The organism is Aquamicrobium segne (assembly GCF_042656785.1).
In the GTDB taxonomy this organism is placed as follows: domain Bacteria; phylum Pseudomonadota; class Alphaproteobacteria; order Rhizobiales; family Rhizobiaceae; genus Mesorhizobium; species Mesorhizobium segne.
The window spans coordinates 1-19,935 of sequence record NZ_JBHSLL010000029.1; the positions used below are offsets into that span (position 1 = coordinate 1).

The following is a 19,935-nucleotide window of genomic DNA, read 5'->3' on the forward strand; positions in this document are numbered from 1 at the left end:
GTACATGCACAGAATCTGATTTCAAAAATTTACGCAATACTCTGATTGGGTTTCGACCCTAAAGCATTTTATCCGTTGGGGCGCATCCGGCACTTTAACTCAAATTTGACTCTTAGGCTTCATATCAAAGAGCATGAGCCAAAATGACAAAAAACCGGATGCACGCCCCGATAGGCGCGGTTGGGAGACCTTGACCTGTCTTGCACGCATCGGTGTGCTTTTTGCACCTGCTTTTGTCGGGTTGCTTGCGCTGGCCATTCTTTCAGGCCGCCAGCCGCAGACTATCTCGCCGCAAGGCATCGACCTGTTCATGACAGGCTCCATCCACCGTTAAAGCATTTTGTGAGTACAGACAGAATCATCTGGCGCAAGCACAAATGCGGCTAAAGCCTGTCTGATCAGGCTGTGACATCACGCTGCTGACGCAGATAACTGCCTCGCAATTCTGTCTGGACTGCATCCTGAAGGCCAAGAATTTCGTCCCGGATCGCCTCATCAGCCAGTCCTGCACGCCGCATATCGGCCACGATACCGGCAATGCGCTCACGCCAGAATATATTTGCTGCAGGACCGTGCACCACCTTGAGATCGTCCACAAGGGAACGGATGAGGCGCGTGCGCGAATGAAGGGGGAAAGGAATCAGATCAGCCATGTGACTATGCTTGGGCAATCATAGTTTACACTTGGTGAACGCACAGCATTCTGTTCGCCATAAATATATGGCTGATTTCCAGACGCACCAAATGCTCTACAGCTTTACCGCCCGCAACAGATCATTGATACGCGACTGCCAGCCCGGCCCCGTTGCCTTGAATTTGGCAATCACCTCCGCTTCCAGCACAGTTTCCATAGGCAACGACACATCCTGCGGCGCAGGCACCGGGCGAAGCCAGCGGCGGCGGTCATCAATAGCATTTAAAACATCAGAAGCCGAATGCGCCTCATTTTCCGAAAGAGAACACAAAACCCGGTCACCAAACATTGCCGGTATTTCCTCCTGATTGTCCCAAACAGTCCATAGATTGGTTGGATCAAGAACCATGCTGAATCGTTTTTCGTGAATCGACATCTCGCTATTCCGGTACGTGCCCCCACAGCCGGTCAGCTTCATTTTTTAATTGAGAAAATAATTATGAATAGCGAGATTGTATTTAAATAAGCTGTTGTTTTAATTAAATTTTTATAAGAACTCTATCAGAAAACAAAAAGCCGGTGCCTATTTTGAAACCGTATGTTCCGGCTTAAATTCAGCCTTGTTTTCATCCTTTGCCAACACACGCATATCGCTTGCGAGCAGCCCGCTGACACGACAAAACAAGTTGAAGGCACGAAACGCTTCCTCGGTAGAAACAAGATCAACACTGGCACTCAAACAGGCATTCATTGCCGCCTGAAAAAGCGGTCCCTCCCGGCCAACGGGCCAGTTCTGAAGAAAGTCAAATGCCTGTTCAACACTGTATATTTCTTCAATCGGGACCTCGGGCCCTATCCGGATGCGGACCGGTACGATAAATTGCAGCCTGTCCATTACAGCCTCCACATGGAACAAAATATGGTTTCCAATGCGAAACAGTCACACAAGGTTCCCTCACCCGGCCTCCCCACCGGGTCATTTGACGGCGCATGGCTTGAAGCAACAGCCAATCAGTGCCACATGAAAGGCAGAATAATTCCAAGTTTTTGAGCCAGAACGCCCATGACAACCTATCTCGACGCACAGACTGCACCATTGCGCAATACGGGTCAGATTCGCCTTTATGATGAGGATGCCTTTGCAGGCATGCGCAAGGCCTGCAATCTGACAGCACGCTGTCTGGACGAACTGGCCGATATGGTGCGCCCCGGCCTGACAACCAATGCCATTGACCGTTTCGTGTTCGAGTTCGGTATGGACCATGGTGCGCTGCCTGCGACACTCAATTATCGCGGCTACACCAAATCGACCTGCACCTCCATCAATCATGTTGTCTGCCACGGCATTCCAGACAACAAGCCGCTGCGTGAAGGCGACATCGTCAATATCGATGTGACTTATATCCTCGACGGCTGGCACGGGGATGCCAGTCGCATGTATCCGGTGGGCCAGATCAAACGCGCCGCAGAACGGCTCATGGAAGTCACTTATGAATGCCTGCTGCGCGGTATTGCTGCGGTAAAACCCGGTGAGCGCACCGGTGCAATTGGCGCCACCATCCAAAGCTATGCCGAAGGCGAACGCTGTTCGGTCGTTCGTGACTTTTGCGGTCACGGCGTTGGGCGCCTGTTCCATGATGCGCCCAACATTCTGCATTACGGGAGCGTGAAAGACGGTGTTGAAATGCGCCCCGGCATGATTTTCACGATTGAGCCGATGATCAATCTGGGGCGGCCACATGTCAAAGTGCTGTCAGATGGCTGGACGGCAGTCACACGTGACCGCTCGCTGACCGCCCAATATGAGCATACGGTTGGTGTCACCGAAACCGGTTGCGAGATTTTTACGCTTTCACCAAAAGGTCTCGACCGCCCCGGTTTGAAAGACAGCTTATAGTATAAAAAAACACTGCGCCATTTCAGTGTGCGACATGAAGGAGGGGCATGAGTAAAAAGAGCAGTGACAGGCGCGTTCTGGAAGAGCAGACTGTTTCCCTTAAAGGCACACCCGGAAAGACACGGGAAAAGCCGCATTATCTGGGCCATCGTGAGCGCCTGCGCGAGCGTTTTACAGCGTCAGGCCCTTCCGCCCTGCCCGATTATGAATTGCTTGAGCTTCTGCTGTTCCGCCTCATTCCCCGTTCCGATACCAAACCCGTAGCCAAGGCATTATTGGCCCGTTTTGGAACATTGGCCGAGGTGCTGGGTGCTCCTGCCCATCTGTTGCAGGAGGTCAAGGGAATTGGACCGGCTGTTGCGCTTGATCTTAAAGTTATTGCGGCAGCCACCCAGCGCATGATGCATGGCCAGATCAAGGACCGCGAAATTCTGGCCTCATGGCCGCAATTGCTCGATTATTGTCAGGCAGCCATGGCCTTTGAGGAGCGTGAGCAGTTCCGCATCCTGTTTCTCGACAAGAAAAACGGGCTGATCGCCGACGAGGTGCAACAGACCGGCACGGTGGATCATACGCCGGTTTATCCACGCGAGGTCATCAGGCGTGCCCTGGAACTCTCGGCAACGGCCATTGTTCTTGCCCACAACCACCCGTCCGGCGATCCGACCCCTTCACAGGCCGATATCGAGATGACGAAGGAAATCATCGAGACAGGCAAACGGCTCGGCATTGTCGTCCATGATCATCTGATCATCGGTAAAAAACGCTATGTGTCGATGAAAGGCCTGCTACTGATCTGATAAATGTTCTAAGCTCTTGTTTTAGCCGCATTATTACGACGTCAGACGATTCCGTTTGACTGAAAAATGTTCTAGCTGCTGCTGGCGGCCTGATCCGGGGCAGGCACATCCGATTCCTGCTTGCAACTTTTCAGCCACACATCATAAACCGCATGCTCAACAGCATTCAGGCCGGGGCTTTCCGCAAACATCCAGCCGGTGAAAATGCGCCTGATCTTGCGATCCAATGTGATTTCATCAACCTCCACAAAGGAATCGGTCTTGGGCGCTTCCGCATCCGGTCGCGAATAGCAAACCCGCGGCGTCACCTGCAACGCGCCAAACTGCACCGTCTCGTCGATATAGACATCAAAAGAGATGATACGGCCGGTGATCTTGTCGAGACCGGCAAATTCCGCCACGGCATTGCTGACGCGCTCGGCAGCGCCTTGCTCCTGCGCAAAAGAAAGACCACAGGCAACACCCAGAATGGTGAATAGCACTGCCACCTTAAACGAGATACGGCCCATGACCTTCATACAAAATACCGAGTTTTGGGCCTGTATTGATAGGGATAGCTGACAGGCGTTGCAGACAGGAAAGCCAGACTACCCACAAAATGTGGCAAGAAATGCCCTGCCCTGTGGCTTGCCTCAGGAACCGGGTGTCCAGGCATCATAATCACCCGTGACCTGCGGGCGGTTGCCTGCGCCAAGAAGAGATCCCTTGGGACGATAGGCAGCAGGCGTGCCGGTCAGGTTCTGCTGGTATGATGTTTCCCAGGCATGCGGCTTGTAATCCTCATTGACCGGCGCCACATCCACACGATGATGTATCCAGCCATTCCAGCCCGGAGGAATAGAAGAGGCTTCCGAATAGCCGTTAAAAATCACCCAGCGGCGCGTACGACCTTCAGAGTCAATCCCGCCTTCATAATAAACATTGCCGAACTGGTCCTCGCCAACTCGCTTGCCATGACGCCAGGTATGGAAACGGGTATTCAGGTTCTGACCATTCCACCAGGTGAAAAGTTGCAATAGAAACGTCTTCATCCAATCCTCGTCGGGCTTTACCGGGCCTTACCGGGTAAAATCGCCTGCCACCTTCTTATGACTGCGCCATATGGCAATGACAAGCATTTTGCTCTCTTAAGGCATAATAAGGCAAATGCACCTTGCCAAGCCGTCTTCAGCTTTCTAATGCTCGCAACCCATCGGGGCCATGCGGCAAAATACCGGAGGAGAATCATGGCGCCTGCCTTGTCTGCGCAATCACACACCAGAACGCAAGCCATCCGCGCCCGCAAGGGAGGGGAGCCAATTGCCTGCCTGACTGCCTATACCTACCCGATTGCACGCTTGCTCGACCCGCATGTTGATCTCATCCTTGTCGGTGACAGCGTGGCCATGGTTCTACATGGCCATGAAAACACGCTGGGCGCCACAATGGAGATGATGATCCTGCATGGGCAGGCCGTCATGCGCGGCGCGCGCAATGCCTGTGTGGTGGTCGATCTGCCCGCAGGCAGCTATGAAACCTCGGCGGAACAGGCGCTGGCCTCCGCAAGACGGATTTTTGCCGAGACCGGGTGCCATGCGGTAAAGCTGGAAGGTGGCGCCGGTATAAAAAGCCATATTGCAGCCATTGTCGCTGCCGGCATCCCGGTCATGGGCCATATCGGCCTTCAGCCACAATCAGTGGAAAAAGAGGGCGGCTATAAGATCAAGGGCAAGAGCAGTGAAAGTGCTGCAAGCCTTCTCGAAGACGCCCGTGCCGTTGAAAGCGCCGGGGCATTTTCCGTGGTGATCGAGGGCACGATAGAGCCGGTTGCAGCTGAAATCACCCGCATTCTTGCCATCCCCACCATCGGCATTGGCGCAAGTGTGGCCTGTGACGGCCAGGTTCTTGTCATTGATGACGCCATAGGGCTGACCGTTGACCGGGTGCCGAAATTCGTCAAGGAATATGCCGATTTGCGCAATGAAGTCGCCAAGGCCGCAATGAGCTATGCTGCAGAAGTGCGCGCCCGCACCTTCCCCGCTGCCGAACATGTATTCCACAAGCCAACGCCAAAAAACTGACCATGAGCGCCCTTCATCTTTCCTCCACGATTGCTGATTTGCGCACACAGGTAAAAATCTGGCGGCAGGCAAGCCAAAGCATTGCCATGGTGCCAACCATGGGCGCGCTGCATGAAGGCCATTTTTCGCTCATACGCGAGGCAAAATTGCGCGCCGATCGTTGCATCGTCTCTATCTTCGTCAACCCTGCGCAATTTGCGCCCAACGAAGATCTCAACACATATCCGCGCCAGCTTGAACGCGATCTTGAGCAGCTTGTCAGTCTGGGCGCAGACCTTGCCTTCACTCCGGCCACACAAGAGATCTATGGCGAAAATTTTGCAACCAAAGTGGTTGTTGGCGGTCCGGCAATCGGACTGGAAAGTGATTTTCGCCCGACTTTCTTTGAAGGTGTGGCAACCATTGTTGCCAAGCTGTTTATACAAGCCACACCCAATTATGCGATTTTTGGTGAAAAAGACTATCAGCAGCTTTGCGTGATCCGGCAAATGTGCCGCGACCTTGATCTGCCTGTCAAAATTATTGGTTCCCCCACCATTCGTGACGAGCATGGGCTGGCCCTGTCCTCACGCAATGCCTATCTTGATGCCGACCAGCTTGATATTGCCCGCCGCCTGAACCTGATCCTGCGTGAATCCGCATCCGCCATTTCCCATGGCGTTACCCCCGATCTGGAAACAGCCAGAGCCAGTCAGGCGCTGGTTGAGGCGGGTTTTACCAAGATAGACTATGTTGCAGCCCGCGAAAGCACCGCACTTGCACCATGGCAGGCTGACAAGCCTGGACGGCTGCTGGCTGCTGTCTGGTTGAAAAACACCCGCCTGATCGACAATGTCGAGATTGCCGCGCAAACATAAGTTAAAGGGGTTTTTCCATCATCACCATGGCAAGATCATCCGCCATGGTCTTTAGCTGGTTATCCATAAGCAAAAACCCGCGCGCCCGATAAAACTCAAGTGCTGCCACATTTTCTCTTTCCAGCTCCAGCCTGATTGTCCGGGCTTGCGGAAAGCACTGGCACAATTCGTCAAGCAACAGGGTGCCGATACCCTTGTTTTGCTGATCGGGCAGAACATAAAGCTGGCGCAGCCACACCAGTCTGCCATCATCAACCGCAACGGCAAAAGCGACACCACCCAGCAGCTTGCCATCATCGGCAACCAGAAATTCTGAATGCGGCTGCGTTAACTGCGCCCGCAATGCAGCAATCGAATGCCATTGCCCGGTGATTTCATCCACCTGCTGCGCACTGTAAATCCCGTCATAAGCTGCATGCCACGCCTTGGAAAGCAGGGCCTTGATTGCCTCAAGATCCTGCTCACCGGCCGTGCGGACAAACATCATTCGATGCCCAGACGCGCCTTGACCAGATCATTGACGGCCTGCGGATTGGCCTTGCCGCCGGTTGCCTTCATGACCTGCCCGACAAACCAGCCTGCCAGTGTCGGCTTGGCTTGGGCCTGCTCAACCTTGTCGGGATTGGCGGCGATCACATCATCCACCGCTTTTTCGATGGCGCCGGTGTCGGTCACCTGCTTCATGCCGCGCTGTTCGACGATTTCGCGCGGGTTCCCACCTTCAGTCCAGACGATTTCAAACAGGTCCTTGGCAATCTTTCCGGAAATGACGCCTTCCTTGATCAGATCAAGAATGGCCCCCAGTTGACCAGGCAAAACAGGAGTATTTTCAATATCTTTGCCCGCCTTGTTCAAGGCGCCCAGCAGATCATTGATCACCCAGTTTGCCGCCAGCTTGCCGTCACGGCCAGCTGTTACCTGCTCAAAATAATCGGCAATCGCCTTTTCCGACACCAGAATGGAGGCATCATAAGCAGACAGCCCCATTTGTGAGATAAAACGGGCCTTCTTGTCATCAGGCAGTTCAGCCAGATCAGCCGCCAGCGCATCGACATAGGCCTGATCGAATTCCAGCGGCAGCAGATCCGGGTCGGGAAAATAGCGGTAATCATGCGCTTCTTCCTTGGAGCGCATGGAGCGTGTTTCGCCCTTGCCCGCATCAAACAGACGGGTTTCCTGATCAATGGAGCCGCCATCTTCCAGAACTGCGATCTGGCGACGCGCCTCATATTCAATAGCCTGCCCGACAAAACGGATCGAGTTGACATTCTTGATTTCACAGCGCGTGCCAAAACCCTCACCGGGGCGGCGCACCGATACGTTCACATCGGCGCGCATGGAGCCTTCATCCATATTGCCATCGCATGTGCCCAGATAACGCAAAATGGTGCGCAACTTGGTCAGATAGGCTTTGGCCTCATCAGACGAGCGCATATCGGGCTTCGACACAATCTCCATCAGTGCCATGCCCGACCGGTTGAGATCGACATAAGACATGGTTGGATGCTGGTCATGGATCGACTTGCCGGCGTCCTGTTCCAGATGCAGGCGCTCAATGCCGATTTCGATATCCTCAAACGCGCCCTTGCGGTCAGGGCCAACCGAAATAACAATCTGCCCCTCACCGACGATGGGCTGCTTGAACTGGGAAATCTGATACCCTTGCGGCAGATCGGGATAAAAATAATTCTTGCGGTCAAAAACCGACTTCAAATTGATCTGCGCCTTCAGGCCAAGACCGGTGCGGACCGCCTGCCTGACGCATTCCTCATTGATAACAGGCAACATGCCGGGCATGGCCGCATCAACCAGCGACACATTGGCATTGGGCGGCGCGCCAAAGGCTGTCGAAGCCCCTGAAAACAGCTTCGATTGCGATGTTACCTGAGCATGGACCTCCATGCCGATGACCACTTCCCAATCGCCGGTCGCACCGGGAATCAAGCGTTTGGGGTCGGGGGTGCGGGTATCTATAAGGGTCATGCGCGCCTGCAAAAAATCTGCCCGTCATCAAAAACAAGAAGCCTGCACATAAGCACACTTTTATTTTGATGGCCTTGCCAGATCATTTCATAAAACCATGAAATGATCTGAAGCGTATCGCTTTTCTTTCAGATTCACGACACGCTTTAAGTTATTGTTATTACGCATGTCTTTACCCCGAAACTGGTTCCCAGTTCGGGAGACAGGCTTTAAGCTCTTATTTTAGTCGCATTTATACGACGCCTGATATTTTCATCCGGCAACGAAATGCTCTAGTGCAAAGCAGGCCCTGAGGCAAGGGTTCCCTCTATGAACCGCCGCCTTTCAAGCCCTTTATGCAGTTGCAATATAGGCCTTGATATCCTCTGCCTCTCGCTCGGCATCCTCGATCCGGCGTTTGACCACATCACCAATCGAGATGATGCCATGCAACCTGCCATCCTTTTCTACCGGAATATGGCGGAAGCGCCCGGCGGTCATGATTTCCATGATCTCGTTGACCGTGTGGCTCTCATGGCAGCTTTTGACTTTTGAGGTCATCATCTTGCGCACCGGCATCTGAAAGGCTGCGGCCCCCTGTTTGGCCAGCACGCGCACCACATCACGCTCTGAAACAATGCCGACAACAGCCTTGTCTGCATTGGTCACGACCAATGCCCCCACCCGATGACCTGCAAGTATGCGCACGGCCTCATCAAGTTTCTCGTCAGGACCGATTGTAAAAACATCATGGCCCTTTTGCGCAAGAATAGCCTTAACCGTCATCTTGTCTCCTCCTCTGTATCCGGGCAGCCCCCTCCCGGAACACCGTTTTATCGCCCCATGGTGCGCTCTCGGGTTCAGCTTTTCAAGCGCGGCGTGACAGACCAACCTCAAACAGCCTCAAACCAAAGAAACCAGCCAGAAAACCGCCAATATGCGCTTCCCATGCAATCTGGGATTCTTCGCCGGGAACAATGCCGACAAGCCCCGTTACCAGATTGATCACCATCCATATGGCAAGGAAGGTAACGACACTGCGCGAACGGATGATGTCACGCATCGGCAGGGGCTGACCGGCAAATGCCCCCTTTCCTGTTGAATGATCTATACGAAAGGCAAACCGGGCAGCCGCCCCCATCATCCCCGCAATGGAACCGGACGCGCCAATCAGCGGATTTTGGCCCAATGGATGAAGCCCATAGAAGAAAAAAGCCGCAGCCAGACCGGTCACGGCAAAAAATAAAATAAAGCGCAACGGGCCAAGCCGGTTGGCAAGCGGCGCTCCAAAGGCTGCCATCCACACCATGTTCACAGCCAGATGAACGAAGCTGCCATGCAGCAGCGTATAGGTGAAGGGGCTGGTGAAGCTATATATATCCAGCCCATATTGGCCCGAATAGAAAATGGGCACGAACGCCGCGCGCAAAATCACCTCATAATCCTGTTGTGATGACAAAAGATAAATGCGCACCACATGGATGCCAATGCACAGCACCAGCAACACAACCACCACACCGGGGAGATTGAAAACCGGCTCGGAACGCACACGGTTCTGATATTCTTTATCTGGATTTGTCATGTTGTCAGTTGCGTTCCTCAAGGGTGGTCCTGTTAAAGCCTGTCTCCCGAGACTTGAGAACCAGTTTCGGAATAAAGACATACGTAGAAACAGAGATTTAAAGCAAGCTCGTGAATCTGAAAGATCACGGCACTCTAAATGCGGCTTAAATAAAGACCTGAGGCAAGACGCGCGAGCCGAATCAAAAAAGAGGCCGTTTCGGATTTTTTCCAAAACGGCCAACCGAGCCTGTGGCTCCCTGGACTTTGACTGGAGGACTGCCAGCTACCGGGCAAATCATTTTCCAAAGTGATTTCAGCGTCGCACAACAAATGCTCCCGCACAATCTAAAGCCCTTGTTAACCTTAACAGCCTGAAGCCGTGAACAAACGGCTGCAAAGCTGGCACGTTTCATGTTTCACATCGCATGTAGGACATCAAAATCAAAAAAGTCCTCCTGTTCATTGTCGGGACAATCAGGCTTCAGATTGCACAGGGCAGAATGAATATGAAACTCGCAGGTTCCATCGCACTGTTTCACTATTGGAATCAGTTGCGCAACGGGCGGTCTGCGCCACGGCGTACGGAAATCGAGCCTGCGGATATCAAAAAACTGCTGGCTGACACGTTTATTCTTGAAAAGGATTTGCGCAGCGAAGCTGTCTTTCGTCTGGCGGGCACAAGGCTGTGCACCACCTATGGTCGTGAATTGAAAGGTTTTGGCTTTTCCCTGCTGTGGCGCAAACAGGATCGGCACCTTGTTGGTGAGCACACACAAAGCGTGTTCGACGATCACAAGGCCATGTTTGTTTCCTATCGGGCCTTAAGCCGGACGGGTCGCAAACTTGCCTTTGAACTTCTTGCCCTGCCGCTGATCAGTGAAGCACAAAACCAGCGCTGTCTTGGCATTGTCACATCAGCACATAAGCCATTCTGGCTGGGCGCCGAGCCAATTGTTGATGCAATTATCAACGATATAAAGATTATAGACCCTCAAGTTCACAAGACAGAAACCCGCAAACGTCCGGCAATTGAGCCTCCCGCACTCGTCCCTGATGCTCTCGATGCAGCAAGCGGGCTTGCAGGCTACGGCAAGGCACGCCGAATCCGGCATCTTCTGGTGCTGGATGGCGGGCGCGATGATAATTAAAACACGATATGTTATATAAAACACAATGTGCCATAATGGCCACGTGAAGGCAGTTTCATCTCATTGCCTGGGCCATAAACAGGCTATTTATCGCTTGTTAAGGTCTTCATGAGAATCGACATCAAGAATCTGTCCGCACTCGGAGCGGAGCGTGACAAACAGGATGCAGGAGATTATGAACTCTGAAATAAACCTGCAAACGCCGCCGCAGAGCAAAAAGCGCAGCTTTCAGAGCGTGCAGATCAAGATTTATGGCCGTTTCATGCTTGAAGACAGGTCTGAATATTCCTGCCAGGTCCTTGAAATGTCGTCTGAAAATATTGCTTTGCGCGCCGAGCGCAACGGCAAGCCAGGTGAAAAAGTCATCGCCTATATCGATCATATCGGCCGTATTGAAGGAGTTGTCGAACGCATCTTTCAAAATGGCTTTGCCATGAAAATTCTGGCCTCCAAGCGCAAGCGTGCAAAACTTGCCTCCCAACTGACATGGCTTGTCAACCGCCATGAACTTGGCCTGACAGAGGAGCGCCGCCATGAGCGCACGGTTCCCCACAATCCGGCCAGCGTGCTGCATCTCACAGACGGGCGCCAATACCCATGCCGCATCATCGACCTGTCCTTGTCTGGCGCCGCCATCGAAATACAGGTAAAACCAGCTCTTGGCGTTCAGGTGTCACTTGGCACCATGCGCGGCGAGATCGTGCGTCACTTTGAAGAAGGCGTTGCTATCGAATTCTCAGACATCCAGCGCCCGGAAGCGCTTGATGCGGAGTTTAATAGCTAAAGCATGATCTTAGAAAAGTTGCAGGTTTTTCAGATAAGATCATGCGACTAAACAAAAGCTTAGAGCATTTTGCAGCCAGATGGTTACGTTTTTTGGGTACGTCTTTATCCTGAAGCTGGTTCGTACAGTTCAGGAAATAAAATTAAAATTTTAATTTTATTTTAGACAAAATCGCTGGCTATATTTTGCGTCAAATAAATCCCGGCCTGTCATTGTCTCCTCAAACGGAGAGACATCATAATGGCTTTCAACCGGGGCACTTTGTTTGTGACGAGTTTGACGCTGCTGCTGGCCTGGCTTGGGACAGCCCATGCCGGCAATCACTTCATGTCAAGCGGCAGCCGCACGACACAGCCAATCGGCCATTATGAGTTTTGTCAGAAAATTCCCGCAGAATGCCGTCAAAAGACGCCGAAAAAAGCGCCTATTGAGCTGACACAAAAGCTCTGGGCCACCATTTCGACAATCAATCACGACGTCAACACCAGTGTTATTCCCGCCACCGATATGGAAATCTGGGGCCGCGAGGAAGTCTGGTCCTACCCGATCAAGGGTATGGGCGATTGTGAGGACTATGTGCTGGAAAAGCGCCGTCGGCTCATGAAGGCCGGTATTCCTGCCGGCAATCTGCTCATCACCGTTGTGCGCCAGCCCAATGGCGAAGGCCATGCGGTTTTGACTGTGCACACCAGTGCGGGAGATTTCATTCTCGATAATCTGGAAGATGAGGTGTTGATCTGGTCAAAAACCCGCCACACCTATCTCAAACGCCAATCCACACAACATTCCGGTGTCTGGATTTCCATCGATGATGGCCGCGCTGATGCGGTGGCCAGTGTTCGCTAAAGCCTGTCTCCCGAACTGGAACCAGTTTCGGGATAAAGACATGCGTAAAAACAAAAGCTTAAAGCAAGCCCGTGAATCCGAAAGATCACGACACGCTTTAAGACAGTTTTGCCTCAGTCTGTAACAGGCTGTAATCCGGCGCTGAAACGCTTGCCGTTTTCAACATAATGGGCAGCCGATTGCCGCAAGGTTTCAATTGCGGCCTCATCCAGCGTTCGCACGACCTTGGCAGGCGAGCCGACAATCAGCGAATTGTCGGGAAATTCCTTGCCTTCCGTGACCAGCGCCCCTGCCCCGACCAGCGAGTTTTTACCGATTCTTGCGCCATTGAGCACGATGGCGCCCATGCCGATCAGGCTGTTATCGCCAACCGTGCAGCCATGCAGCAGCGCGCGATGGCCAATGGTGCAGCCCCGGCCAATGGTGACCGGAAAATCAGGATCGGTGTGCATGATCGCATGTTCCTGCACATTGGTATTCTCACCAATGGCAATGCGCTCATTGTCACCACGGATGACAACGCCAAACCAGATGCCAACATTGCGACCAACCAGGACATTGCCGATGACGATTGCATCCGGCGCAACCCAATTGGTCTGCCTGTCTTCAAAATGCGGCTTAATGCCGTCAATTGCATATGTGGGCATAATGTCTCCCGGTCAGGCGGCAAAAAATGACATTGCCTGGCCTTTTGTCCCCTCAGTCGAGGTCAATATCCAGAATAGCCATTGAAAAATTATAATCGCCATCCTCCTCATCCTTGAACACAAGGCCGAGAAATTCATCGCCGACATAGACTTCGGCCGAATCTTCCTTGCGCGGACGCGCCTTCACCTCAAGATTAGGGCTCTGGAAAACACGCTTGAAATAGGCGTCAAGTTTACGGATTTCGTCAGGTTTCAAGAATAATCTCCATTGATGAGCAGGTGGTGAACTGGCTCTTTCAAAGGGCTTTTTTACATGCGCTTATGACGCTGTAAAGGCAAGGCTCCCCGTTGCACCCAGCCAAATCCGCCACTCTGCGCTCAAATATCAAAGCTGATAATGTGATCCATCGCCTGCGAGGGCAAAAGCTGATCCATCTCGCGCGAAGGCTGGTCTTCGCATCGTGTCTCGCCGACAATACGCGCAGGCACCCCCGCCACCGTCTTGTTGTGTGGAACAGCCGACAACACCACCGACCCCGCAGCAATCTTGGAACAATGGCCAATTTCGATATTACCAAGAATCTTGGCCCCGGCCCCGATCAATACACCGCGTCTGATCTTGGGGTGACGATCGCCACCAGCCTTGCCGGTGCCCCCCAGGGTCACATTATGCAGGATTGAGACATCATCGTCGATCACCGCAGTCTGGCCAACCACAAGGCCGGTCGCATGATCAAGAAACAGCCCCTTCCCGATACGGGCGCCGGGATTGATATCGGTCTGAAACACCGAAGAGGAGCGACTTTGCAGATAAAAGGCAAAATCCTTGCGGCCACGCTTCCACAGCCAATGCGCCAGGCGATGTGTTTGAATGGCATGAAAGCCCTTGAAATATAAAACAGGCTCCAAAAACCGTTCGCAAGCCGGATCGCGGTCATAATAGGCCTGAATATCGACCCGCACGATCGTCGACCAGTCCTTGTCATCCTCACGCATGGCATCAAAGGCCTGACGAATCAGATCGGCGCCAACATCCTGATGCGCCAGCCGTGCAGCCAGTCGGTGAATGACCGCATCTTCAAGGCTTTCCTGATTGAGAATCGTCGAATATAAAAATGCCGCCAGCACAGGATCGCGATTGACGGCAGTCATCGCCTCATCGCGAAGAGAGCGCCAGATCGGATCGACCGGTTGTGGCGCATTCGGGCGCACAAGCCTGTTCATAACTATATCTCCACCGCCTCCAGCGTTTAAACCAAAGGCCTTTTTAGCTGCCCAACAAAGCCGGGTTCAATCAATAAAGCCGGGCCGGATGAAGCCAAGGCCAATATCGCGCCCAGCTATAGAATAGTTCCATCATGGGATGAATTCAATTTTCTGTATCACCTTTTCAAGGAGGCTGCCTTGCCAAAAAAGCCAGATGACAGGAAAAATGCTTTCTCTGCCACCATTGGCCGCATGCAAGGGCTGTTGGCACTTCTCCCCGATATCCACATGACCAGACACACAACATGTAGGGGTTTGCAAATCTTGCAAATCAAGCTCTTGACGAGACCCTATAGACTCGCATTTTATCAGCCATGTGCTCGCAGTGCGGGCGCGGCCGGAGAGTTCTGAGCACGGTCATCATTCTAAAAACGATTATGCGCGTCCCACAGATTTTGTAAAAATGAGAATCTGCGGGTGGATTATTTTGCGTTTAAAAACAAGGTGGAGCGCCAAAATTTTTCTTGGTTAACTCTATATTTAGTGTTTGCGATCATTATTTTTACCATATATTGTTATGCACTCCTCGAGTAAAAAATTACAGCGTTTTTGATTTGTGATGAATAATGGTGACAGCGCCTGTGCTGACGCCATTGGAATTTGATGTCGGCAGCGTTAAAAAAGCAGTCTGAAATTGCCTTTTTGATGTCTTGACCTGACGGGATGCTTTTTCGGGAATTAAATTGGGAAAATTCCTCGAAAAACACTATATGCAGACAAAGGAATAAACGGGATGCGCATCGAACGGCACTTTACCAAAGCGGGTCAGTCTCCTTATGCGGAGATTGAATTTCGCAAGGCGCTGTCGGAAATCAAAAATCCTGACGGCTCGGTGGTGTTTCGTCTCGATGACATTGATGTGCCGGCCCAGTTTTCTCAAGTTGCAGCCGATATTCTGGCCCAGAAATATTTCCGCAAGGCCGGTGTGCCCGCACGTTTAAAAAAGGTCGAGGAAAACGACGTTCCCTCCTTCCTGTGGCGTTCAGTCGCCGACAAGGAAGCCCTTGCCGAACTTCCCGAAGAAGAGCGCTACGGCTCAGAAACCGATGCCCGTCAGGTTTTCAACCGACTGGCCGGCACCTGGACCTATTGGGGCTGGAAGGGCAAATATTTCGATACGGAAGAAGATGCACGCACCTTCAAGGACGAATTGTCCTATATGCTGGCCACCCAGCGTGTGGCCCCCAATTCGCCGCAATGGTTCAACACCGGCCTGCACTGGGCCTATGGCATTGACGGCCCCGGCCAGGGCCATCTTTATGTCGATCCCTTCACCGGCAAACTGACCCGCTCCAAATCATCCTATGAGCATCCGCAGCCTCATGCCTGCTTCATCCAGTCGGTTGGCGATGATCTCGTCAATGAAGGCGGCATCATGGATCTGTGGGTGCGCGAGGCGCGCCTGTTCAAATATGGCTCTGGCACCGGCTCCAATTTCTCTCATCTGCGCAGTGAAGGTGAAACACTTTCCGGCGGCGGCAAGTCCTCAGGGCTGATGAGCTTCCTCAAGATCGGCGACCGTGCTGCCGGGGCGATCAAGTCAGGCGGCACCACACGCCGCGCCGCCAAGATGGTGATTGTTGATGCCGACCATCCGGATGTTGAAGCCTTCATCGACTGGAAGGTGAAGGAAGAGCAAAAGGTTGCCGCTCTCGTCACTGGCTCAAAGATCGTGCGTAAGCATCTTGATGCCATCATGAAAGCCTGCCTCAACTGCGAGGGCGAAGGAAACGATTGCTTCGATCCGGCCATCAACACGGCGCTCAAGCGCGAAATCAGAGCAGCCAAGAAGAATGCCGTGCCGGAAAACTATGTCCAGCGCGTCATCCAGTTTGCGCGGCAGGGCTACACCTCCATCGAGTTCAAAACCTATGACACCGACTGGGATTCAGAAGCCTATCTCACCGTTTCCGGTCAGAATTCAAACAATTCCGTCTCGCTCAAGGATGATTTTCTGCGCGCCGTCGAGAAAGACAGCGACTGGAACCTGATCCGCCGCATTGACGGAAAAGTGGCCAAAACGCTGAAAGCCCGCGACTTGTGGGAAAAGATCGGCTATGCCGCCTGGGCTTCCGCCGATCCGGGCCTGCATTTCAACACCACCATGAATGACTGGCACACCTGCCCGGCAGCCGGTCCGATTCGCGCTTCCAACCCGTGCTCGGAATATATGTTCCTCGACGACACGGCCTGTAACCTTGCCTCGATCAATCTGCTGCCCTACCGCAATGCAGATGGCACGATCGACATTGCCGCCTATGAACACACGGTGCGGCTGTGGACCATGGTGCTGGAAATCTCTGTCATGATGGCGCAGTTTCCATCGCGTGAAATTGCCGAGCTTTCCTATAAATACCGCACGCTGGGCCTGGGCTATGCCAATATTGGCGGCCTGCTGATGACGGCTGGCATTCCTTACGATTCAGATGAGGGTCGCGCACTGGGCGGTGTTTTGACAGCACTGATGACCGGCATTGCCTATGCCACATCTGCCGAAATGGCTGGTGAACTGGGTGCTTTTGAAGGGTATTCAAGCAATGCCGACAATATGTTGCGCGTCATGCGCAACCATCGCCGCGCCGCTTATGGCGTCCGTGATGAGGCTTCGGCAAAAAAGCTCGGTCCTTATGAGAAACTGGCCGTTGATCCGGTCGCCCTTGAAGCAGACCATGTGTGGCAAAAGGAACTGGTCGAGCATGCGCGCGCCGCCTGGGACCGCGCCATTGAGCTGGGTGAAAAGCACGGCTATCGCAATGCGCAGGCAACCGTCATTGCCCCGACCGGCACCATTGGTCTGGTCATGGATTGCGACACCACCGGCATTGAGCCTGATTTTGCGCTGGTAAAATTCAAGAAGCTGGCTGGCGGCGGCTATTTCAAGATCATCAACCGCGCCGTGCCGGAAGCATTGCGCACGCTGGGTTATTCGGAGAGCCAGATTGCCGAAATCGAGGCTTATGCGGTCGGCCATGGCAATTTCAATCAGGCGCCCGGCATCAATCCGTCAACGCTTAAAACAAAAGGCTTTACGGACGAAAAGATCGAGGCGCTGAATGGCGCGCTGAAATCGGCCTTCGACATTAAATTCGCCTTCAATCAGTGGACGCTGGGTGCAGACTGGCTGAAAGAAACTTTTGGCTTCACCGACGAGCAGCTCAATGATTTTTCCTTTGAAATGCTGCCGGCACTGGGTTTTTCCAGAAAGGAAATCGAAGCCGCCAATATCCATATTTGCGGGGCCATGACGCTGGAGGGTGCGCCCTTCCTGAAGGACGAGCATCTTGCCGTGTTTGATTGCGCCAATCCTTGCGGCAAGATCGGCAAGCGCTATCTGTCGGTGGAAAGCCATATCCGCATGATGGCGGCCGCACAGCCCTTCATTTCAGGCGCCATTTCCAAGACCATCAACATGCCCAATGAGGCAACGGTCGAGGATGCCAAGAATGCCTATATGCTGTCGTGGAAACTGGCGCTGAAGGCCAATGCGCTCTATCGCGACGGCTCGAAACTCTCGCAGCCGCTCAATGCCTCACTGATTGCCGATGAGGAAGAAGACGATGAAGATGCTGTTGAGGCGCTGATTGCCGCCCCTGCTGCGGCACGTGCGGTCGAAGTCACCGAAAAAATCATCGAGCGCATCGTTGAAAAAACCATACGCGACCGTGAAAAACTGCCCAACCGCCGCAAAGGCTATACCCAAAAAGCCGTTGTCGGCGGCCACAAGGTCTATCTACGCACCGGCGAGTTCGATGATGGGCGGCTGGGTGAAATTTTCATCGACATGCACAAGGAAGGGGCAGCCTTCCGCGCCATGATGAATAATTTCGCCATCGCCATTTCACTTGGCCTGCAATATGGCGTGCCGCTGGAAGAATATGTCGAAGCCTTCACCTTCGTAAAATTTGAACCGGCAGGCGTGGTGCAGGGCAATGAAGCCATCAAGAGCGCCACCTCGATCATCGACTATGTGTTCCGCGAACTGGCCGTTTCCTATCTTGACCGCAATGATCTTGCCCATGTCGATACGGATTTTTCCAACACCTCGCTTGGCAAGGGAATTACCGAAGGCAAGGCCCTGCCCTTCTCCAAGGGTCTGGTGCGAGGTGCTTCCCCGGTCAAGCTGGTCACCAATATCGGTGAGCCGAAAGGCATGACCGTCAGCCAGCCGGAGCAAACCCCGCAGCGCACCACCCCCACAGCCTATGGATCGAACATTCACCCGATCACGGCTGGCGCAACGGCACTTAAAAATGAACCAGTAGCCAGCGATGGTGCGGTGGCTTTCAAGCGCGATTATGAAGAGCGCGCAGTCGAGGTCGTGGAAACGGCTCCCGAAACAGTGGCTGAGCCTCTGTTTACGGACGCTGCCGCCAAAGAAGCAGCAGATGCCAAAAAACTGACTGCGGCCCGCCGTCAACAGTCTTTGATGCAAGGCTACACCGGCAATGAATGTGCCGAGTGCCACAATTTCACCATGGTGCGCAACGGAACTTGCGAAAAATGCGACACTTGCGGAAGCACATCCGGCTGTTCATGACCGGCTGGCGCTCAAGTTCCCCTGGCGTGTCACTGCATCTTGCTCAACGCCAAGGTAGATTGCTCATCCGGCCTGAGGGGGTTGGGTGAGTCCAAAAAAAGCCCATGATAATTTCGGAGGCTCAGCGAATGGTTCAGCATTTTTTCGACAAGGGTGGTAAATGGATCGCATTTAGGCGGTCATCCGGTGACAAATATCTGTTCGACAGTAGCGGCAAATGGGTGGGATGGTTTCCGTGGGGCGACGAAGACGCGGTCGACACCACCGGAACATACCTAGGCTCAATCTTCGGAAATCGCCTGCTACGCAAGGGGTTCCAACCGTACAGGGGCTATCCAGGATACCCGGGCTACCCTGGCTATCCTGGTTATCCGGGCTACCCAGGGTACGCTGGATATGCGGGCTATTTACCTGGAACTACCGACGTGAAATTTAACCGCTAAAGACCAGAAATCTTCAATTTTTCAGATAGCAGCTCGGTCCATTCACATCGATAACGTCGATGCTCTGAAGCTCGCGGATAATATTCAATTTTTCCGGCAGATTCGTTTGCCCATGGGCTTTTCTTTCTAGCTGAGCAGCCTTCGAGCGCAGAAACTATGGGCGGCGGTAACACGGTCGATTTTTCAGACTAACGATTTCAATGGCTTGCAACGGGGGCTGAGCGAGAATTACTGACGCATGAGGGTTCCTGAAGGCAATAACAAAACACCCTGCGCCCGATGGGCGCAGGGTGTTTTGTTTTTACGCATGTCCTTGATCGCAAAACCGGTTTGTACCAAGATAAAGACATACGTAAAAACAATAACTTAAAGCAGCCACATGAATCTGAAAGATAAAGCGACACGCTTTAAGAGCAGGCTTTAGGAACAGGCTAATCAGTGCCACATGAAAAAGTAATGTTCCCAAATCAGCGCCTCGGCTAAATCTAAAA

21 protein-coding genes are annotated in these 19,935 nt (G+C 53.0%); 9 read left to right on the plus strand and 12 right to left on the minus strand.

The window, feature by feature from the left end:
• Nucleotides 1–133: 133 nt before the first annotated feature.
• Nucleotides 134–334, plus strand: coding sequence for a hypothetical protein (locus ACFPLB_RS10255; protein WP_378229270.1), 201 nt, complete (start codon nt 134–136; stop codon nt 332–334).
• Nucleotides 335–398: 64 nt separating this feature from the next.
• On the opposite strand, the gene ACFPLB_RS10260 is transcribed toward ACFPLB_RS10255, so the two are convergent.
• The 3 genes from ACFPLB_RS10260 to ACFPLB_RS10270 all read right to left on the minus strand — a co-directional run bounded on the left by ACFPLB_RS10260 (nt 399) and on the right by ACFPLB_RS10270 (nt 1,529).
• Nucleotides 399–653, minus strand: a complete 255-nt coding sequence (locus ACFPLB_RS10260; protein WP_378229271.1) for a DUF6074 family protein — start codon at nt 651–653, stop codon at nt 399–401.
• A 96-nt stretch (nt 654–749) separates the two neighbouring features.
• Nucleotides 750–1,112, minus strand: a complete 363-nt coding sequence (locus ACFPLB_RS10265) for a BrnA antitoxin family protein (RefSeq protein ID WP_378229272.1) — start codon at nt 1,110–1,112, stop codon at nt 750–752.
• Between the two features lie 105 nt (nt 1,113–1,217).
• A complete protein-coding gene (locus tag ACFPLB_RS10270) occupies nt 1,218–1,529 on the minus strand; it encodes a DUF982 domain-containing protein (protein ID WP_378229273.1) in 312 nt (103 codons plus the stop codon).
• A 168-nt stretch (nt 1,530–1,697) separates the two neighbouring features.
• On the opposite strand from ACFPLB_RS10270, the gene map reads away from it, so the two are divergent.
• Both map and radC read left to right on the plus strand, forming a co-directional pair.
• Nucleotides 1,698–2,531 (plus strand): type I methionyl aminopeptidase, encoded by an 834-nt coding sequence (gene map, locus ACFPLB_RS10275; protein ID WP_378229274.1) that lies wholly within the window; start codon nt 1,698–1,700, stop codon nt 2,529–2,531.
• Nucleotides 2,532–2,578: 47 nt separating this feature from the next.
• Nucleotides 2,579–3,331 (plus strand): RadC family protein, encoded by a 753-nt coding sequence (gene radC / locus ACFPLB_RS10280; protein ID WP_378229275.1) that lies wholly within the window; start codon nt 2,579–2,581, stop codon nt 3,329–3,331.
• Between the two features lie 71 nt (nt 3,332–3,402).
• Here the strand turns inward: radC and ACFPLB_RS10285 are convergent, their stop codons facing one another.
• Entirely contained in the window at nt 3,403–3,849 is a 447-nt protein-coding gene (locus ACFPLB_RS10285; RefSeq protein WP_378229277.1) for a DUF2155 domain-containing protein, read from the minus strand.
• 114 nt (nt 3,850–3,963) lie between these two features.
• Nucleotides 3,964–4,362, minus strand: a complete 399-nt coding sequence (locus ACFPLB_RS10290) for an NADH:ubiquinone oxidoreductase subunit NDUFA12 (protein WP_378229279.1) — start codon at nt 4,360–4,362, stop codon at nt 3,964–3,966.
• 195 nt (nt 4,363–4,557) lie between these two features.
• Here ACFPLB_RS10290 and panB point away from each other — a divergent pair, with 195 nt between their 5' ends.
• Both panB and panC read left to right on the plus strand, forming a co-directional pair.
• Nucleotides 4,558–5,391, plus strand: coding sequence for a 3-methyl-2-oxobutanoate hydroxymethyltransferase (gene panB, locus ACFPLB_RS10295; protein ID WP_378229281.1), 834 nt, complete (start codon nt 4,558–4,560; stop codon nt 5,389–5,391).
• 2 nt (nt 5,392–5,393) lie between these two features.
• Nucleotides 5,394–6,248 (plus strand): pantoate--beta-alanine ligase, encoded by an 855-nt coding sequence (gene panC, locus ACFPLB_RS10300; RefSeq protein ID WP_378229283.1) that lies wholly within the window; start codon nt 5,394–5,396, stop codon nt 6,246–6,248.
• Between the two features lies 1 nt (nt 6,249).
• Here the strand turns inward: panC and ACFPLB_RS10305 are convergent, their stop codons facing one another.
• The 4 genes from ACFPLB_RS10305 to ACFPLB_RS10320 all read right to left on the minus strand — a co-directional run bounded on the left by ACFPLB_RS10305 (nt 6,250) and on the right by ACFPLB_RS10320 (nt 9,792).
• Complete coding sequence (locus tag ACFPLB_RS10305; protein ID WP_378229285.1) at nt 6,250–6,735, minus strand: GNAT family N-acetyltransferase; 486 nt, start codon at nt 6,733–6,735, stop codon at nt 6,250–6,252.
• Complete coding sequence (gene gatB, locus ACFPLB_RS10310) at nt 6,732–8,231, minus strand: Asp-tRNA(Asn)/Glu-tRNA(Gln) amidotransferase subunit GatB (protein ID WP_378229287.1); 1,500 nt, start codon at nt 8,229–8,231, stop codon at nt 6,732–6,734. Before gatB ends, ACFPLB_RS10305 begins: the two co-directional genes overlap by 4 nt.
• Before the next feature lie 333 nt (nt 8,232–8,564).
• On the minus strand, nt 8,565–8,996 hold the full coding sequence (locus ACFPLB_RS10315) for a CBS domain-containing protein (RefSeq protein ID WP_378229289.1): 432 nt from the start codon (nt 8,994–8,996) through the stop codon (nt 8,565–8,567).
• Nucleotides 8,997–9,078: 82 nt separating this feature from the next.
• Complete coding sequence (locus tag ACFPLB_RS10320; RefSeq protein WP_378229291.1) at nt 9,079–9,792, minus strand: rhomboid family intramembrane serine protease; 714 nt, start codon at nt 9,790–9,792, stop codon at nt 9,079–9,081.
• 487 nt (nt 9,793–10,279) lie between these two features.
• Here ACFPLB_RS10320 and ACFPLB_RS10325 point away from each other — a divergent pair, with 487 nt between their 5' ends.
• The 3 genes from ACFPLB_RS10325 to ACFPLB_RS10335 all read left to right on the plus strand — a co-directional run bounded on the left by ACFPLB_RS10325 (nt 10,280) and on the right by ACFPLB_RS10335 (nt 12,551).
• A complete protein-coding gene (locus ACFPLB_RS10325) occupies nt 10,280–10,921 on the plus strand; it encodes a PAS domain-containing protein (protein WP_378229293.1) in 642 nt (213 codons plus the stop codon).
• A gap of 175 nt (nt 10,922–11,096) precedes the next feature.
• Nucleotides 11,097–11,705 (plus strand): PilZ domain-containing protein, encoded by a 609-nt coding sequence (locus tag ACFPLB_RS10330; protein WP_378229295.1) that lies wholly within the window; start codon nt 11,097–11,099, stop codon nt 11,703–11,705.
• A gap of 240 nt (nt 11,706–11,945) precedes the next feature.
• A complete protein-coding gene (locus ACFPLB_RS10335) occupies nt 11,946–12,551 on the plus strand; it encodes a transglutaminase-like cysteine peptidase (RefSeq protein ID WP_378229297.1) in 606 nt (201 codons plus the stop codon).
• Nucleotides 12,552–12,664: 113 nt separating this feature from the next.
• Here the strand turns inward: ACFPLB_RS10335 and ACFPLB_RS10340 are convergent, their stop codons facing one another.
• The 3 genes from ACFPLB_RS10340 to cysE all read right to left on the minus strand — a co-directional run bounded on the left by ACFPLB_RS10340 (nt 12,665) and on the right by cysE (nt 14,422).
• A complete protein-coding gene (locus tag ACFPLB_RS10340; protein ID WP_378229299.1) occupies nt 12,665–13,198 on the minus strand; it encodes a gamma carbonic anhydrase family protein in 534 nt (177 codons plus the stop codon).
• A gap of 52 nt (nt 13,199–13,250) precedes the next feature.
• Nucleotides 13,251–13,454 carry a DUF3126 family protein gene (locus ACFPLB_RS10345; protein ID WP_378229301.1) on the minus strand — a complete coding sequence of 68 codons (204 nt, stop codon included), beginning with the start codon at nt 13,452–13,454 and terminating at the stop codon, nt 13,251–13,253.
• 122 nt (nt 13,455–13,576) lie between these two features.
• Nucleotides 13,577–14,422, minus strand: coding sequence for a serine O-acetyltransferase (gene cysE, locus ACFPLB_RS10350; RefSeq protein ID WP_378229303.1), 846 nt, complete (start codon nt 14,420–14,422; stop codon nt 13,577–13,579).
• A gap of 775 nt (nt 14,423–15,197) precedes the next feature.
• Between cysE and ACFPLB_RS10355 the strand changes: the two genes are divergently transcribed.
• Complete coding sequence (locus ACFPLB_RS10355) at nt 15,198–19,001, plus strand: vitamin B12-dependent ribonucleotide reductase (protein ID WP_378229305.1); 3,804 nt, start codon at nt 15,198–15,200, stop codon at nt 18,999–19,001.
• The last annotated feature ends 934 nt before the right edge of the window (nt 19,002–19,935 follow it).

Excerpts from the sequence above, each read along its gene's own strand:
- panC (WP_378229283.1), top strand. The coding sequence starts at position 5,394 with ATGAGCGCCCTTCATCTTTCCTCCACGATTGCTGATTTGCGCACACAG.
- ACFPLB_RS10305 (WP_378229285.1), bottom strand. The coding sequence starts at position 6,735 with ATGATGTTTGTCCGCACGGCCGGTGAGCAGGATCTTGAGGCAATCAAG.
- ACFPLB_RS10355 (WP_378229305.1), top strand. The coding sequence starts at position 15,198 with ATGCGCATCGAACGGCACTTTACCAAAGCGGGTCAGTCTCCTTATGCG.
- ACFPLB_RS10265 (WP_378229272.1), bottom strand. The coding sequence starts at position 1,112 with ATGAAGCTGACCGGCTGTGGGGGCACGTACCGGAATAGCGAGATGTCG.
- cysE (WP_378229303.1), bottom strand. The coding sequence starts at position 14,422 with ATGAACAGGCTTGTGCGCCCGAATGCGCCACAACCGGTCGATCCGATC.
- map (WP_378229274.1), top strand. The coding sequence starts at position 1,698 with ATGACAACCTATCTCGACGCACAGACTGCACCATTGCGCAATACGGGT.
- ACFPLB_RS10320 (WP_378229291.1), bottom strand. The coding sequence starts at position 9,792 with ATGACAAATCCAGATAAAGAATATCAGAACCGTGTGCGTTCCGAGCCG.
- ACFPLB_RS10255 (WP_378229270.1), top strand. The coding sequence starts at position 134 with ATGAGCCAAAATGACAAAAAACCGGATGCACGCCCCGATAGGCGCGGT.
- ACFPLB_RS10290 (WP_378229279.1), bottom strand. The coding sequence starts at position 4,362 with ATGAAGACGTTTCTATTGCAACTTTTCACCTGGTGGAATGGTCAGAAC.
- gatB (WP_378229287.1), bottom strand. The coding sequence starts at position 8,231 with ATGACCCTTATAGATACCCGCACCCCCGACCCCAAACGCTTGATTCCC.
- ACFPLB_RS10340 (WP_378229299.1), bottom strand. The coding sequence starts at position 13,198 with ATGCCCACATATGCAATTGACGGCATTAAGCCGCATTTTGAAGACAGG.
- ACFPLB_RS10335 (WP_378229297.1), top strand. The coding sequence starts at position 11,946 with ATGGCTTTCAACCGGGGCACTTTGTTTGTGACGAGTTTGACGCTGCTG.
- ACFPLB_RS10315 (WP_378229289.1), bottom strand. The coding sequence starts at position 8,996 with ATGACGGTTAAGGCTATTCTTGCGCAAAAGGGCCATGATGTTTTTACA.
- ACFPLB_RS10285 (WP_378229277.1), bottom strand. The coding sequence starts at position 3,849 with ATGAAGGTCATGGGCCGTATCTCGTTTAAGGTGGCAGTGCTATTCACC.
- ACFPLB_RS10330 (WP_378229295.1), top strand. The coding sequence starts at position 11,097 with ATGAACTCTGAAATAAACCTGCAAACGCCGCCGCAGAGCAAAAAGCGC.
- ACFPLB_RS10270 (WP_378229273.1), bottom strand. The coding sequence starts at position 1,529 with ATGGACAGGCTGCAATTTATCGTACCGGTCCGCATCCGGATAGGGCCC.
- panB (WP_378229281.1), top strand. The coding sequence starts at position 4,558 with ATGGCGCCTGCCTTGTCTGCGCAATCACACACCAGAACGCAAGCCATC.
- ACFPLB_RS10325 (WP_378229293.1), top strand. The coding sequence starts at position 10,280 with ATGAAACTCGCAGGTTCCATCGCACTGTTTCACTATTGGAATCAGTTG.
- radC (WP_378229275.1), top strand. The coding sequence starts at position 2,579 with ATGAGTAAAAAGAGCAGTGACAGGCGCGTTCTGGAAGAGCAGACTGTT.
- ACFPLB_RS10260 (WP_378229271.1), bottom strand. The coding sequence starts at position 653 with ATGGCTGATCTGATTCCTTTCCCCCTTCATTCGCGCACGCGCCTCATC.